Genomic DNA, 17,370 nt, shown 5'->3' with positions numbered 1-17,370 from the left:
CAGCTTAGCATAACCCACTCGATACACAATCACTTTCTCATCACATAAAGCAATGGAAGTAACGTCTGCTTTTATCCATCATTGATCTGCCTAGTTACGAGGCATGATTGAAAACTGGCTGTTTAAACGCCCACCGGTAATGGCCATTTCTCCCAGACGCTGTGCTCCGCCACTTGGTGCATACAGGTTAATATCGCGAGTTCTAAATACGCCATCTGCCGTACGATTCGGGTTAAAGGTCAATCCGGCATTAAAGCTTACAACGCCTTCACCCGAATTGTGCCGTTTAATCTGGATCGCATTGTTAAATGCCAGATCCCCCTGAATATTATCCAGTCCTAAGGTTGAACCATCTACCGGATCGCTAATCTGAATCGTATTGTTACTTGCTGCATTCAACTTAAGATCACCGACAATATTCAGGGCATTGCCGGTACCGTCGGACTTGTACTCGTTATTCGGGATAAGTGAAAGATTCATATCTCCACCAACACGCAGCTTTAAGCCCAATAAAACATCATTACTGAGGGCAAAGTTATTATTTGGTGATACCCCCCCAGCATAAGTGGCGCCCGGTAAATAGCCCGCAGCAACCTCGGCAGCCATGACAATCAGCAAGTCTTTGAGGGTGGCGTTAAAGCTGCCATTTTCAAGGCCAATACTTCCCGTTCCCTTGAGCAGCATATCGATATTACGCAATCCCATATAATAATTTTTTGCACCATCAATCACCAAGATTGAAGTGGTTTTATTCCCCAGCGCATTATAATTAATATCCCGGTCAACACCGGTGGTACTCATGCCCAGTGAGAAGCCCAGTCTTGGGGTATCACCACTACTGCCAACACTATGCTTGACACCATTTTTGTCAAAATAGAACACCTCATTGGCATTTACCCGGGTTCCATACATGGCCATATTGGCATTCAGGTTATAAAAAGGTAATGCCAGTCCCCAGTTATTATTGGTATGATCGGTAATCGGTGCATAGCCATTCTGAGGATTACTGGTTGCACTGTTAGTAAAACGTCCACGACGTGAAATCGCCTGGAACTCGGCCCCACGAATCGCCATGAGCAAGCTATAAGGGTTTGTCGTTCCAGTCTGGGTATGAAGATTTTGCGTATAATCTATATCTCGGGTCAAGAAGCTTCCATTGCCAAACTTTGAAGTCTGGAACACATAATTCGCAGGCAAGTAAACTGAACGGGCATCGACCAGATTAATATATACGTTACCGGTATCAAATGAACCCCGGGTACCCAGCTGTAGCCCGGTTAGGTTACCAAATTCAAATCCGTAAGTATTGAGGCCCGCCCCGCCAATTTCTAGCGTCGTGGCCTTTCCATCACTGCCCAGCATCGAGTCATTGTCTTTGGTAAACTCGGCCTTCATCCGGAATGCCACACCGGTTTTGCCCATAATGGTGTTTCCATCATTGGTCCGCCCCAGAATATTGGTGCCTTCCGGATTGCCATAGCTGTTTCCATAAGCAGGATTCGCTGCATTATTGGCATTGACACCACGCAGTTGCAAAGATCCATTGATCATACGGCCATTCGCCCCGACCCGGATTAATCCTTTGGCCTTATTATCAGGACTTGGCTGCTGATTTAAGGGAGTATTGGTCGCATCAAGGGTATAGGGAGAGCCCGGATTCGCATTCTTATTGATTAAAAATTCCAGATTTAAGCCAGCATTTGAAGCAACGCCGCCCTCGGCATAGGTACCTGCAGTTACAGTACCGGTATCTTTAACACGTGTAAAATCGACATAGCCATAGTCACTGCTCGGTGTCTGGGTCAATGATGCTTTTGCTGCATTTCCGGTGAGTAATGCATTATTGGTCTGAAGTTTAATCCCCTCTACGCCATCGACAAACATGACCCCTTTGCCAAGGAAATTAAAATTCATATTTTTCAGGATAAGCTGGTTCAATTCATTATTTGAGGTTTGCCCCAAATAAATATTGGCATTTTTAAGACCGAGTTCTAATGAGGCTTGGCTACTTTTGCTAAAAAGCCCGTCTGTGGTTTTAAACTTTAAATCCAGTGGTGAAGTCGTCTGGATCGCCAGATTACCGACATCGCTGCTACACCGGTTCGTATCGCAAATCTGAAATGAATCAATCGTAATCAGCGAAGGATTAGAGGAAAGTTCAAGTTCCAGTCCTGTTTTATTGCCATTACTGCCGGTATTGAGCTTATAGTTTGTACCCAGCTGATTGCCTAAAGCATTTTTCTGGATATTAAAATTGTTGGCCACGGCTTTTAAGGCTGTACCGGCCGCATCAGAACTGCCCCGTCCAGCATCATCCTGCCAAAAAAACTGATCAACATGAATCTTGTCATAAGTCGTTTCGATCTGGACGCCATCTTGTCCATTGACTTTACGCAAAGCACTATCATCCAGCGCCTGTAATGCATAGGCAGAATGACTAATAAAAAAGATACTTGCAGCCAGGGCATTGAGTGCAAAAGCTATATTCCGATTATTTTCATTATTTTTTTTCATCGCTTCAATCCTTTGAAATTGAGATCCGGTTAGCAACGTGGATGGCTGGCATCACAAGAAAACATCATCATTTTTCCCTGGATGGCCAGATTGCCATTCATGTTGAGCCCCATAAATCCAGTTTCCCGACCTGCATCATAATTATTGGCTGTCGTTGCACCACTTGCCACCGTACCTACTTTTTGTGGTACCGCATTATAGGTTGATGCTTTTAAGTAACCATATCCGCTTGTTGGTGCAGATACCGGATTGGTTCCTTCAACTAATTTTCCCGTTGTCGTGTCGTAGTAACTGGTAAAATCATCTTTCTCGATGGATAACGCGTTAAAGCCTACATTTCTGATAAGAATAGGCAGTGTTGGATCCAGACTAAACATCATGGCAGGTTTAATCACATCCTGACCACCATCATTTTTATACATCAGATCAAAGCCATCCAGCCCTAATTTCTGCAGGTCGATCGTCCCCTGAATGCCTTTAAATACTAGCCAGAGTTTATTGGCAGGATTGGCACTGGTTGGGTCACTGACTGCATTGTTATTTGCATCAACAAAACGCTTATTGACTGAAATTCCCAGATGACAATACGCCAGATCCTGACATACTCCCCCCACACCATTATCGAACTGGAAAGCTGGTGTATGGTTTAATGACAGTTTTAACGATATATCAGCCCCGGCACGTCCTTCAACCGCCCGTAACTGATTGTTGTCCAGAGTCTCCAGACCAGCATGAACCAAAGTTGAGAAAAGCGATAATAAAAAAATGATCTTTTTCATCAGAGTCCCGCCGTCGTAATTTTCATATGCTGGATCAATAAACCATCGATAACAGCTGATCCCATATTGGTAGCACCGGTTGAACCCGCTTTCCCAAAAGAGATACCCACTGCCGAAGCAGACTTATCTGCCATCAACAGGTTATTGGGTCCTTGTGTAACAGAGCCAATACTAATGCTACTATGCGTAGGCAATGTGGTTCCGGCTGCTAAACCGCCATAGTCATTGCGTGGCGAGCCTCCCTGAAATCCGGCTAAAGTGCTGGTGCCACAGGTGTAGACGTTACAGGTAGATCCATAATAAGTAACATTTGCATCTCCGGTATCGCCGGCGTAACGTGTGTATATTTTGGAATAGATTTCAGGTTTATTCGGAATACGGGCAATTTCAAGGCTAAAGTTTTTGCCATCTGATCCCAGAATTAACGGCTGATAAAGTGAGCCCAATACCAGATTGGTATTCAGGTTATAAATAAATAAACCTTCATCGGGAGAGAAGTTCGGTGCTGTGGTTACCCCACTGCCACTTACCCCCGGACTTGCCAATAAACCTTGCGGTGTGCCTGTGGTGCAACCGTTCGGGTTACCAGAGCCACATTCACGGGTACTTAACCGTAAGACATGTGCATCTGAAGCCGTCGTTCCGGTGCCGCTGTTAAAGCGAAGTATTCCGGACAAGCCCAGCGTATTGTTATAAAAGGAGCTCATTCCATTGGTATTGGTCGCGCCATTGAGGGTCTGAAAGACCTGCAAGTTACTGCCATTTACACTAAATCCATTCCAGACACCTTGTAAACGCAAACGGTTGGCACGGCCCGTGGTATTTTGTCCAAAGTTTTCACCGAGATTAAACTGGTTCGCATCTCCTTCGGCTTTGCTCTGATCTCTGACAAAAGCATCCGCCCACAGCGCCAGTTTTAAATTATAGGCATCGGCTCCATTGGCCGCTAATGTAGGTAGCGTAGTTTCATATAAAGGCGCTTCAAGATTCAGATAGGTGACCTGACATGCACCATCAGAAGCCCCCGAACAGTTTGTGTTACTAAAATTAGGAACATTTTTAGCCGTTGTCGTTTTAAATATCCATGGGTTGGCTGCTGTTCCCCACGTGGTAATGGCAGCATTTGCGGTACCGTTTGTCATGCCCCCATCCAAACGGCTATTGCTATCGTTATTTGCATTTTTTGACAATGCCAAACCATATAAATAAAGGTCTGCTTTTCCTACAGCGTGATCAACAGGCCGGACTGAGCCGTTAATTGCAGTTACACCATCTGAAACATAGCCATCTTTATTGGTATCTTGGACTGTTGAAGTAAGGCCACCGATAGGCAAATAGTGAATATAGCCCGTATCTTTCGAACGATCGCTCAGGATGGTATTCAATGTTTCATTCGGCCCGGCTTCACGGAACACAAAAAAACTGTTGGTTGGTAAAAGCGCAATCCCCTCACCCGTCGTTTCACTCAATCCTTGATCAGAGAGTTCTTGCAAAGCAAAAACAGATTGGCTTATGCATAAACCAATGAGACTTACCAAAAATTTTTTTTGAAAAGATACAGTATGAAGTGTAGTCATCTTGACCTTCCTGTTAACGATGCTCCGCACCAGCTTTATTTTTTTAATCCGTTTGAGTAATCGGTCTTTAACACCAAAGACCCGCTTCCAAGCATCACTCAATTGTAGCTACTGTTTAGTATTATGCCTAACAATTACACAAAAGCAAAAAAAACCGGGTAAATGTTACATTTTTCCGATGAGCGAAAATAAAAGCAGCATAAGCTGCTTTTGACGGGATTAACAGAATTTTAAACCACCATAACAGTTTGATGTTACATCCTGCACAGCTCCCAAGGGTAAATCTTTTAAGTTCACCCTGACCGGACTGCCACCAAGTGCCGGGTTGGTATATTTATCTAAATCAACAGACTTAACATTTGCTACCAGCTTACTGGTAAATATAGAGCCTACAGCATCTCCAAATGGAACATATAAAGGATTGGCATATAAATAATTTGAGACAATCGTTGCCACTTGAGGGTAGGCTGAAGAAATATCAGCAGTAAAGCCCGGGGCGGTTGCAAGTGCACCTAGTTTAATTGGATCATTCGCAGCTAACCACCAGCCTGCCTCTGCTGTTACATATTGGTTTGTTACAGGGCTTCTCGGAGCATCAGGCCATAAAATCCTTTGTTTTTGTAACGATAAGGAGAGTGGAGATTTGATCGGGATACTGTGAATCAAACCTAAGGATTGCTGTAGATTAACATCTACATAAAGGTTATCAATACTCCCGTTAATCCTTAAATCATTAATCTTGTAATTACATAAAGGAGCAATCAATACCCAAAAGCACCCAGGCATATTAGCAGTACGACTGCCTGAATTTTCAGTCAGAAGAATACTCGGCACTTTAGCAGAAGCACCAACGGTTGCAAAAGTTTGACGGACGCCTACGACATCTGAAGATTTTGTATTAAAAGTAACTGGCATTGAGGGAATGGAGAGCGGTTTATTATCTGTGGTAAAACCAACTGGACAGCCACTAATACATCCTCCAACATTTACCCGTCCCGTAATTGTTTGGGTTAAATTGCCTGCAGCAGTCTGGGTCGTACCCGTTGTAGAGGCAATGTTCATATAACCACTCAATGAATTAATACCATTAATGGTTCCATTGTTTTCACCAATGGTTAATAGTCCATTTGCCAGCTCTGAACCCAGTCTTATTCCAACGACCTCACGTGTTGCTGCACTATTAGGATTTCTAATTGCAAATTCAATATATGGATTTGTTAACTCGGCAGATGAGCTCGCCCTTTCTGCCCGGGTCATCGGAAGTGGATTACCATTACTATCCAGCTTTAGTCCAGATAAACTGACATTGTCAAAATCAATATCACATCCACCTGGCCCATTTACCCCACCACAGCCTAACTGTAACTTTTTGATATTGGCATTTAGCTCTAATTTAGCTTCCATCCCTAAACGATAAAAACCGGTATTGGTATCTCCCCCCAACCGGCTCGACTCTAAATTATTAGCATCTGTAGGTGCTATATAAGAAAGGCTCATTAAAGCCTGACCTGTAACGGAAGAAAGTTCCTTATCCGTCATACTTTGCAAATGTGGCAATGCATGCGCGATCACATTCACAAAACATCCTATAATCCCTAAGAGAAACATAGAGGTATATCTATTTTTCATCCTACAAATCCTTTTTATACTTTTAAAATGAGCACATTTGTTCCTTTACCCTAATATAACGGATTTTTTACAAAAAACTGACATTTCCGACCAAATAACCCTTATAGGCCAATGAACGGTTCAACAGAATCAAGTTTTAACATAATAAAAAAAGCAGCGAGAGCTGCTTTTTTTTGGAAAAAATACTGAATTAACAGAATTTTAACCCTCCATAACAGTTCGGGGCAAAGCTTTGCCCATTGAGCTGTAAATTGGACAGGTTCATTTGCAAGGGTGACACATTCGATAAATCGACATCTCCGATATAGGCATCCAGTCCACTTCCGGTCAAAACGCCTAGCAGGTCATTTGTCGTGGCAGGATTGGCTTTCAAATAGTCTCCTGCTTTTGTAGCAAATTGACCCAATAATGGCTCAATACTCAATCTTTGGGTAGGTTCAACCCGGCCAATGCTGACCGGATCTTGCAGTGCAAGCCACCATCCTGCTTGTGCGATATTGGCTGATTCAGAATCTGGCCATAAAATATTTTGGCTCTGCAAACTTAAAGAAGCTGCCGAGTTGATCTCTAGACGATGAATAAACCCAAGTGCTTCCTGAAAATTAACGGTGGCTTTTGCACCACTTACCGTACCGCTCATACGGATATTACTAAATTCACGACCATTCCAGGCTGCGACACAGGCAGGAATAATGGTTGTGTTTTTACAACCGGTAATGACGGCATCGACCGGGCTACCTGCTGTATATACACCGGTAGTTGTACCATTGGCATCTGTCGTTGTACGGCCTGCAGAAGGATAACCACTTCCCGTCCCCAGATTAATCGTGGGGATACTGACTGTTGCATTTAAGCCAACCGATGTATTTCTTTTGCCATTAACGACCATTTGGGCTGTTTCAAACGGCAGGTTGTTCATTTCGGGAATACTGAAGCCACCGCCATTTGTTCTAAAACTTGCATTGGCTAACCCTAAAGCCACCAGATTCCCTTCAATAGGATAGGTCGCCAGATTCATAAACTGGGCTGCTGTATTGGCATATCCCTTGATCTTGCTTCTCTCCAGTTCAGTATCCCCAATCCCGGATCTGACTTTCATATAACCAGACAGGCTATTGATTCCGTTTGGACTGGAAGAGTTTTCAGTACCCAGTGTTAACAGTCCCAGCACTTTTTCAGCACTGAGCCTTAAACCGACAACATTTCTGGTAGACGCCTGATTAGGGTTTTTAATTGCAAATTCGATAAAAGGATTGGTTAATTTCGCACTGGAACTTGCACGTCCCTCACTGGTATCCGAGATGCCGCTCAGGCTCAGGTTATCAATATCGATATCACATCCCCCTACACCATTTGCGCCTCCACAACCCAATTGTAATTTTTTAATATTGGCATTGAGTTCTAGCTCCGCTTCCATTCCCAAACGATAAAAACCCAGACTCTGGTCTCCACCTGAGCGCTGGCTTTCCAGATTTTTGGTATCTGTCGGTGCGATATAGGACAGACTCATTAAGGCCTGTCCTGTCGTTGCAGACATCTCGCTATCAGACAAGCTCTTTAAGGTAGAAGGGGTCGCATAAGCCGCATTGAGATTGAAGCCACACAAAACCATCAGGGTTACCATATACGAGGTTTTAAAGCGCCGCATAACTGAACTCCATGTTTAACACATCCATATCTGTTTTATTTTTATACCGTTAACATCCTGTCATAAATAAAGTTTCAGTGTGTAAACTTCTGTGAACAAGATCAAAAAAACAACGAATTTGTTTAATTCTATCTGATATTTTTTTAAATGCCAGCTTGCTGAACTGCACCTTTCACAAGCCATTTTTTTAATTTACACAATAAAAATTAAGTACTAATCCGCTGATCTTGGTTTTTTTAAATTTTTAGTTACATAAAAACAAGCATGAATGGGCTCACAGTAACAACTGACATATTTAAGCGATATAAAAAGGCCGACCGGTTAGCCAACGCCGTACTGCGCGGCCATGATATAAACCTTTCCTCAAACAGCCTGATGCGTTAACCCCCAGACAATATTCTGGTCAGGTTGATAGAACCTATGGGTTAACCCATCTGTAAAACCTACCACTTAAAACTTCCAGCCGCCTTGCAGCAATAATCTAGGCGAATGGTCGGTATCACTTTGAGCTGCTGACGTATTACGCCACGCCAGCGTCGCATTGTAATCGAAGTTCCGGTAGCCGCCGGCAAAGCCCAACCCCGTGCTGGCCAAAACCCGGCTATTTTTATCGGCAAGGTAGGGATGTTTATTTTGCTGGACTTCGCCGCGATCATGAAATAAATAAGTATTTAAAAAAGGTGAAAATTGATAATAAACATTGATTGAAGCTCCCCAGCCTTGGTCTCCCAGACCTTCAGCCGCGGGATAGGCGCGCATTTGGCTGAAAGAGAACTTTTCGGCAGAATCCAGATTCTTGGAGGCGAGCTGTCCATAAAGCTCACCACTCAACCATGCTGATGGGGTTAACCGCTGTTGTCGGGCAAGCTTAAGTTCATATTTATTGAAATGGCCTTGCGTCCTCGCCGATAAACGGTCTATGTTTAAAGCGGATGGACTGTGTATTTTCAGCTCCCCGACCGAAGCGATCAATTCGAGCTGATTCATGCCACCTTTGGCATCGCCCATCCCCCACTCATCTATACGGTTAAAATTCAGTGCAATTCGGCCTGCTTCAATCTGCTTTGAGGTCTGTGTATCAGTTGCTGCAATTTCGTCGAATAGCTTTCTTTTTTCCGCCAGCAGTTTCAGATTCAAATTGGTTTTCTGGCTCCTGATCAATGGATAAGTCAGGTTTAAATTATAGTTTTCAGCGCTTCCCCTGGCTTCTAATAATTTAAATTGTTCTCCCAGTTCATACTCGGTTCGGCTATAGCCTCCTCCCAGCAACAAGCCATTTCCGGCAACAGGAAACTGGGCATTCAGGGCACCTGAAATCAGGTCATGATTACTGCTCAATACTTGGGCAGATAATCGCTCTCCGTATCCTAACAGGCTATGACTTTCCAGATAACCTGAAAACCGATATGTGCCAGTATAACGGCTCCCTGCATTATCTACCCCGATTCGCCCCAGCCAGATGGGTTGCGCCAGGACATCCAGAACAAGATCGGTCTGTCCCAGTTGTTTACCGGCTTGCAGACTGGCCTGGAGTTGTCCTGCCCCGGCCAGATCTGAAATAAGTAATAAAGTTTTATTGCTTTGCTGTTGCTGTAAAGCCTGTTCGGCAGGAAGCTGGTCGATATAGCGCCTAATTGTTGTATCTTTGACTTTAGAGCGATTATTTAAAATGACTTGTCCGAGCTGCCCTTCCAGCACATGAATGACCAACACTCCATTTTCCAGTTTTTGCCGGGGCAGATAAGCTTTGGCCAAGAAATATCCCTGTTTTTTATAATATTGTGTAATCCGGTCTGTTCCTGCCTGCAGGTCGGCCAGTACATTGTCCCGGTTTTCGAGAGACTCAACCAGACTATGCAGAACCGAGGTTTCAATCTGTCGGTTGCCCTCAATCTTAACCTGGGCAATCCGGATCGGCGTTTGATCCTGACTATATGTCTGCCGGGTCGAATCAGTACTAAAATACAGCGGGTCTGTTTTAGCAGATGTCTGAAAGGCTTCAGGACTTAACTGTTTGCTAATGGTTCCACTATCAGGTATAACCGTTTCGGCCTGCACCGTTAGGCCAGTGGCCAGCAGACAGGCAAACCACGCCGTCTTGTCGGCATAGCTATAGTGCAGCTGTTTATTTTTTTATTGAAATATAACGACATTATTACTCTGGAATTATTGCAGCTTGATCAGACAGACAAAAAGTCAGGCTTCTTGTCTGTCATTGCTATCGTGTTTTTAAATTAGTGTGTATAGCGAAGCCTTGGTGTGCTTTGGCCTTCCTCGATTACCCAGACCGAAGTCGAATTGGGTACTGAAGCATCCGCAATATCCCAACCGGAAAAGGTCTGGATTTGCTGGAGTTCGGCTGTGGTTTTGCTTATACCACTGGCACTTTGGTTTTGTGCGGAAGTCTCTTTATTCCAATAACTGTTTTTAGCGATATAAATTCCATTGCTATTGCCAATCAGCCCGCCGGTATCGGTTGTCCCGCTCACCAGACCCGAAGAAAAACTATTTTCAACACTTGCCAGATAGTTTGAAGTTGTGCCTCCTAGTAATCCACCAGTCGAATTCCCTCCTGTTACATTACCCAGCGCATAAGTGTTTACAAGGCGTCCCCCTTGCATGTTGCCAGTCAGGCCTCCGGTATATTGAGATCCTGTGACTGCTCCGCTGGCATAACTGGAAGCAACCTCGCCTAAAAAATTCAATCCAATCAAGCCACCTACATTGTTATTGCCTTCAACATTTCCTGTGGCATAGCTATGATCAATCTCGCCCCCGGTGACCCATTTTTCATTGGAACCTGCGAGTCCACCAACATGTTCTTGCCCTTTTACATCTCCTGTCGCGTAACTATGCTTGATTGTCTGGCTATTTTTCCCGACCAGTCCACCAACATAATTTTCCCCGTTGACCCTTCCTGTAGCGGAGCTATTGGTAATCTCAGTTCCATTAAAGCCCACCAGACCACCGACATAATTGGTTCCGCTTACTGCCCCCTGAGCTGAGCTGTCTTTAATGATACTTTCGGATAAGTTATTACCGACAAGGCCACCGGTATATTCGGTTCCAGTGACCTGTCCGGTCGCATAACTATGATCAATTTCAGTTTTATGCTGGCTGCTCGGGAAACTGTTACTGATTGAACCCACCAGACCTCCCGTTCTGGAGGCGCCAGTCACATCGCCGGTTGCATAACTGTCCTTGACCTTGACCGCACCGTTAATAGAGGCTATCAGTCCGCCTGTAGATGCAATATAGGTATTATCAAAAGCGCTGACTTTACCCGTGGCATAGCTTTGCTCAACTGTAGCAATCGCATCTATATCACGGCTTGGATTATTATAAGAGGCTTCAAGCCCGGCAAATCCGATTAACCCGCCGACTTGAGATTTACCATCCAGATTTCCCGTTGCATGGCTTTGATAAATTTTGGTATTTCCCTGAGCATATCTTAAGGAACCCACCAGTCCGCCCAGATGGTCAACTTTGCCCCAGATGTTTCCTGTGGCATAGCTGCGAATAATGTCATTATTGACCTGCTCACCCACCAGACCACCAACGCCATATGAAGCAGCACTTTGTGAATCTATGCTTCCGGTAGCATAACTATCTTTGATCAGGCTATAGCTTTGGCCAATCAGCCCACCGATATTGGCACCATTTACTGAAGGTGCAACATTAGAAACTTTAATATTTCCAGTCGCATAAGAATTTAAAATTGATGCGGCAGTCTGTTGTTGGCTGGCGTTTCTGTCACCACTTTTTCCGATCAGTCCTCCAACCTTTGCCAAGCCCTCTATCGCATTGGAGCTAAACACATTTTTAGCCGTACCCGATTTTTGGAAACCGATCAGTCCTCCGACATTACTGGTGCCCTTAATTGAACCATTGATCGTTCCAATATCACGGATCATATTGGTGGTGGCACCAAATAAACCGATTGAATGGGAACTAAAAGTTGCAGGTAATTCTGTAGGCAATGTCAGAAGTAACTGATCAGGCCGATTGATATAAAGCCCCGTAACAGCATGTCCTAAACCATGAAAATTCCCAGTAAAGGGCTGATCGATCACCCCTTGAGAAATGCTCATTCCACTAGGCGCATTGGGATCTTTGCTGATCGTCACGGTTTCAATATAATCCCCGACCGGTTTAAAGCCTTTTCCATTCTCCCAGTTGACGGTATCAGAGGCATCAATATTACTGCCCAGAACATAATTGCCGGCAAGATTATTCTTCATTCCCTGCAAGGTATTACTGCTTGTATCTCCCTCTACCCCCAGCTGATTGATCACGATATAAGAGGTACCGTTCATTGACAGGGAGGATGCCGAGCCACTGATATTAATTTTGGCCCCATTGTTCAGGTTATAATCGAACCCTGTACCATAATTCATGGCCAGTTTGGCCTGATCACCGCTTACATCCAGATCACTATTGAAATTAATATCTCTGGCGGCAGTCAGGGTCAGGGCCGTATTGGCATCCCAGCCGGTTGCATCATTGATATTGATGTTGCCTTGGCCTTCTGCTGTGCCGATTGCATTCAAAGTGACATTTCCCTTGGTCAAGGCATCGCCCAATGTGCTACTGCTCACATTGCCACCAAAGAATTCAACATCGATATTTTTCGCTTGTAACTCCCAGCCACTTGTTGCAGAAGGCACGCCCGTCATTGCATTTTGCTCTGTGGTTATATGGGTACCGGCACTGACCTGTACATTGGCGGCAGAAGTTTTAATTTGCCCGCCACTTCCCCCATTCGGTGCTGAAGCATCGAGCGTGCCGCCGACATTGATGGTGCCGCTGGTCAGGTCACTGCCCAATTCAATCACACCCTGCACATTGTTAACAGTCTGGGCCTGAATGAGGCCAACACTGTTCACAACCGCATTGCTGAGCTCATCAATGCCCTTGGCTGTCAGCACAACTTTACCGCCATCGGCCTGAATCATGCCACCAGAGTTAATCAAGGCTTGAGCCTTGCCTTGATTGATGGTGTATCCCAATAAACTGCCATTATTCAAATTCAGGGTAATATCACTCCCAGCAGCCAATAATACATTGCCCTGCGGTGCTTTAATGCTGCCGGTATGTTTGACCACAGGTGCAAGCAAGGCAACAGTCCCTCCTGCCGGTACCGTGATTTTCCCCCGGTTCTCAACTGTTTTGTTATTTCCACCATTATTAAAATTGAATAAGTTATTATTAAAGTCACTATTGCTCAGATTTAAAGTAGAAGCCACCAGCCCTGCCGTATTTACTTGTGAGGTACTGCCAAATAACACACCATTCGGGTTAATAATAAAAACTTGCCCGTTAGCATTAAGCTGTCCATTTAAATTTGAGGCACTTGTCCCGGTCACCCTATTTAATGTCACCGAACTGGTGCTTGGCTGAATGAAATTGACCGTTTCATTACTAGCGGTCGAAAAGCTGCTCCAGTCAATCGCAGCCTTGGCAGTTGACTGGTTAATAGTGGTGACTGTGCCTGCTGTTGAAATTGATGCAGTTCCTGAGCTGACCACCCCTCCGGTCGGCCCCGCCAAAGCAATACTTGCACTGAGTAGTGTGACTGCAAAAACAGTGGTTCTTTTTATCTGCGTGTCGAGTAACACAGCGTTAGACCCTGTTTTACTGCCGCCCTGCTTGACGCCTGTTCCCCCTTTTGCCAGCTCGCTTACTGCTTGCCAGCAAAAATATGTCTTGTTCCATATCACCCGATAAATTTTATTCACAATGATTCCCACCTATTTTTAATATTAAAAAAAAATTGCGATTTATTTTTAGCATATCTTTTTATATTGTCATGTATTTCGATAATTTTCCTGACCAGTGGCATTTATAAACAATCCAGTATTATAAGCCCTCATAAGGCCTGCCTTATATAAACCAGCAACAAGCAGAAATAAAAGCTATTTATTCTTTAGGATAAATAAAAAGACATATTATTATTTTTTATAGATATACAAATAAAATAATAGAAAGGAAAAATATAAATAAGAGGTTTATCAATGAATATGGTGGAATAAAATAAAAATGAATCGTTTTATAGGATAAGAGTTGAACCCTTGTTCCAAGAAGCAATGGTTCAACTCAATACAGACCAGATTTTAGGTTTTCGGCAAGGTTACGCCAGTTTGACCTTGGTATTTACCTCCACGGTCTTTATAGGAAGTTTCACAGACTTCATCACTTTCAAAGAACAGCATCTGTGCAACCCCTTCACCTGCATAGATACGTGCCGGTAAATTGGTGGTGTTTGAAAATTCAAGCGTTACATGACCTTCCCACTCAGGTTCTAACGGGGTCACGTTTACGATAATGCCGCAACGTGCATAGGTCGATTTACCCAGACATACGGTCAACACATTACGAGGAATACGGAAATATTCAATGGTGCGGGCCAAAGCAAACGAGTTTGGTGGAATAATGCAGACATCAGATTCAATATCGATAAAGCTTTTATCATCAAAGTTCTTTGGATCGACAATTGCCGAGTGAACATTGGTAAATACTTTAAACTCACGGGCACAACGGACATCGTAGCCATAGCTCGATACCCCATAAGAAATCAGCTTTTCTCCGTTTTCATCAAAACGAACTTGATTTTCCGCATAAGGTTCAATCATGCCGTGTTTTTCGCTCATTTCACGAATCCAACGATCAGATTTTATAGCCATGAGTTTTTATCCAAAGACGAAGTTAATCATTGGCGAGTACTTTAACTTAAAATGATATCAATGGAAATAACAGCTCCGTGCTGTTATCTCCATTAAAGGCATGAATATGCTTAAAGGCTGCTAAGCGCTGAATAGCTAATCGGGATGGCAAAGCTGACCAGTAGCACACATGCGGTACGTTGTAATTTCGCTTGGGATAGCCAGTTCACTTTCTTGGTGGCCAGCAAGGCGCCGACACAGATCCAGAATAAAGCAATCGGAAGGATCAGTCCCACAAATGTACTCATGTGCGCCAGATAGATATGCTGGCTCTTCCATGCGGCGGCCGGAAAAATGGCAGAGGCAAACAGCAAGGCCTTAGGATTGAGTAATGTGGCACATAGCAACTCTTTTGGGCGGATGGTCGGCTGGTTTAACACCACATCCTGATTTGCTGTACGCCATAACTTGATGGCAAGAAAAATAATGTACACTGCACTTAATAATTTCAGGAATGTAGGTAATAAAGGTAAAGTGGCCGAGACTTTGCCAATGAGCATTCCCCATGCGCTAATCGCAAGGATATAGCCAACAGCTTCGGCTGGAATAAGCAATAAGGATTTACGCAGGCCAACCTGTATACCAGAAGATGCAAGCAAGGTGTTGGTTGGGCCGGGCGTCAGCAGAATGGTTATCACTAAACCAATAAAAAACCATGAAATCATTGAATGACCTCACCATTAGAGAATTTCAGATTAATCCAATTACAACGCCATAGCAAAAAAATAACTGTAAGGACATATGACCAAAATCTTTTTAAACTCTTATTTTATTTATATTTTTAGAAATACAAGTAGCCTTAACTCGACAGTCACTTGCGAATATCTGGATATTTATGCAACACGGCCCAAAGCTCACTTGATAACAGCCTGAACCGACCCCAGATAAAGAGGGCCAGTATTTTAAGTTTTTGCTAAGCAATTAATGTTATTTTATATAGTTGATCCTTCTCATTCTTGTTTCTCATACCCCATGATTTGATTTATGCCTAAGCAATTTTTACATAAGTGGCTCCCCTCTTCGGAGAAGGTCGCTCGTCTTAAGTTTATGAAGATTTTTGGTCAACGTACCTTAAATCCGTTGCTTTGGTATGTAAATCGCCGCTCTATTGCAAAAGCCATGTTTATCGGGACTTTTTGGGGGATTTTACCAGTCCCGTTTCATAGCCTGTTTATTATTCTGACGGTTTTGTTTTTTGAAGTGAACCTGCCTGTCGGCCTGTGCATGGCATGGCTGACCAACCCTTTTACCGTAGTACCAATTTTATATTTAGGTTTCTGGTTCGGAACAAAAATTTATCACGTCAACATGATCAATAAAGACATGTTACTCGGTGTTTTACACCAGATTCTAAACTGGATCAAAAATTTCGGGCATGGTCATATTGATTTTAGCCTTGCCAAGATTCTGGTCTCCGGGCTAATGATTGAAGCGATTTTATTTGCGGTTTTATTTTATGCGGCGACACACTTACTCTGGCGCTGGAGTGTGATTCGAAGCTGGAAAAATCGTGAGAAGGTGAGAAAAGAAGAAACCATCTGAATGGTTTCTTCTTAATAAAAATACTTATTTCGCTGCGGCTTTGGCCTTCATATATTGCTCTGCCACATCCAGTACATAGTCCTGACATGCTTCACCTGTGGCAGGGTCATAGGCGCCATTATTGGTAATATTATTGGATAATACCCGGATGCCTAAGAATGGAACCTTGAACTGCTGGGCAATCTGGGCCACTGAAGCTGCTTCCATCTCTTCTACCGAAGTACCATAAACCGTATGGAACTGCTTGATACGGTCAAGCTCGTTGTTCCAGGTATCTGCCGAACCAATGGTGCCTTCGACCACTTGTCCTTTGGTATAATTAGGTTTTGCCTTGTAAGCAGCAAGCAAGAGTTCTTTGTCACCTTCAAATTTACGGATTGCAATTGGTTCAGGATCAGATTCGTCCTCAGGCAACACATCAAAAGCCTCATTCCATTCCAATGCATTTGAGCCACCACCCGCAGGTTTGTTCGGCGTTTTGAATGCGCCAATATTGGTGGTGTATTTACCTAATACAATATCAAATACGTGCAGGTCAGGATCATGGCCGCCGGCTGTGCCCTGATTGATAATCGCAATCGGTTTGTAATGTTGAATAGCAAGTGCAGTGGCAGCAGCAGAGTTACTCATGCCCATCCGGGTCTTGGAAATCACCACCGGATACCCTTTATAAGTACCCTTCCAGAACTTCCATTCCCCAATCATTTCTACAGTTGCATTATCTAACTGAGCAGCCATTTTTTCCGATTCAACAGGTAATGCACCCTGAATCACGATTGGCTGCAATTTCGTTTGTTGTTGTGGAGGCGGATTCGAGTTTGAAGTATTGTCATCATTACAGACAGCTAAAAGTAGCACACTACAAACACTGGCAACACCGATAAAATATTTAAATCGCATCATTAAACCGTTTTAACCCATAAAATCTAACGCAGGCTGGCAACATATCAGCTTTGCTT

Annotated in this window: 11 protein-coding genes; 1 reads left to right on the top strand and 10 read right to left on the bottom strand. The window is 43.8% G+C overall.

The genetic code is table 11. The features are described 5' to 3' along the window. Positions 1-90 precede the first annotated feature (90 nt). From OC23_RS04630 to OC23_RS04590, 9 genes are all read right to left on the bottom strand, one after another. Positions 91-2,514, bottom strand: a complete 2,424-nt coding sequence (locus tag OC23_RS04630) for a DUF6160 family protein (RefSeq protein WP_038343129.1) — start codon at positions 2,512-2,514, stop codon at positions 91-93. 29 nt (positions 2,515-2,543) lie between these two features. Then, a complete protein-coding gene (locus tag OC23_RS04625; protein ID WP_038343128.1) occupies positions 2,544-3,293 on the bottom strand; it encodes a hypothetical protein in 750 nt (249 codons plus the stop codon). Continuing rightward, entirely contained in the window at positions 3,293-4,870 is a 1,578-nt protein-coding gene (locus tag OC23_RS04620; protein ID WP_052209141.1) for a hypothetical protein, read from the bottom strand. Before OC23_RS04620 ends, OC23_RS04625 begins: the two co-directional genes overlap by 1 nt. A gap of 219 nt (positions 4,871-5,089) precedes the next feature. After that, positions 5,090-6,499, bottom strand: a complete 1,410-nt coding sequence (locus tag OC23_RS04615) for a hypothetical protein (protein WP_038343127.1) — start codon at positions 6,497-6,499, stop codon at positions 5,090-5,092. 190 nt (positions 6,500-6,689) lie between these two features. Continuing rightward, positions 6,690-8,147: a hypothetical protein gene (locus OC23_RS04610; RefSeq protein ID WP_038343126.1), complete on the bottom strand. Its 1,458-nt coding sequence runs from the start codon at positions 8,145-8,147 to the stop codon at positions 6,690-6,692. Between the two features lie 450 nt (positions 8,148-8,597). Further along, positions 8,598-10,205, bottom strand: coding sequence for a ShlB/FhaC/HecB family hemolysin secretion/activation protein (locus OC23_RS04605; RefSeq protein WP_227505536.1), 1,608 nt, complete (start codon positions 10,203-10,205; stop codon positions 8,598-8,600). A gap of 176 nt (positions 10,206-10,381) precedes the next feature. Then, a complete protein-coding gene (locus OC23_RS04600) occupies positions 10,382-13,885 on the bottom strand; it encodes a GLUG motif-containing protein (RefSeq protein ID WP_038343124.1) in 3,504 nt (1,167 codons plus the stop codon). A gap of 375 nt (positions 13,886-14,260) precedes the next feature. After that, the gene (gene dcd, locus OC23_RS04595) at positions 14,261-14,830 is read right to left on the bottom strand and encodes a dCTP deaminase (RefSeq protein WP_003653416.1); all 570 of its coding nucleotides are present in this window, start codon (positions 14,828-14,830) and stop codon (positions 14,261-14,263) included. 110 nt (positions 14,831-14,940) lie between these two features. Next, on the bottom strand, positions 14,941-15,534 hold the full coding sequence (locus OC23_RS04590) for a LysE family translocator (protein WP_038343123.1): 594 nt from the start codon (positions 15,532-15,534) through the stop codon (positions 14,941-14,943). A gap of 319 nt (positions 15,535-15,853) precedes the next feature. Here OC23_RS04590 and OC23_RS04585 point away from each other — a divergent pair, with 319 nt between their 5' ends. Further along, positions 15,854-16,411: a DUF2062 domain-containing protein gene (locus tag OC23_RS04585; protein ID WP_038343121.1), complete on the top strand. Its 558-nt coding sequence runs from the start codon at positions 15,854-15,856 to the stop codon at positions 16,409-16,411. Between the two features lie 24 nt (positions 16,412-16,435). On the opposite strand, the gene OC23_RS04580 is transcribed toward OC23_RS04585, so the two are convergent. Further along, entirely contained in the window at positions 16,436-17,314 is an 879-nt protein-coding gene (locus tag OC23_RS04580; RefSeq protein ID WP_038343120.1) for a 5'-methylthioadenosine/S-adenosylhomocysteine nucleosidase, read from the bottom strand. Positions 17,315-17,370 lie beyond the last annotated feature (56 nt).

Source organism: Acinetobacter sp. A47 (genome assembly GCF_000805455.1).
In the GTDB taxonomy this organism is placed as follows: domain Bacteria; phylum Pseudomonadota; class Gammaproteobacteria; order Pseudomonadales; family Moraxellaceae; genus Acinetobacter.
The sequence above is the reverse complement of the archived record's forward strand: the minus strand, read 5'-3'. Positions and strand labels throughout refer to the sequence as shown.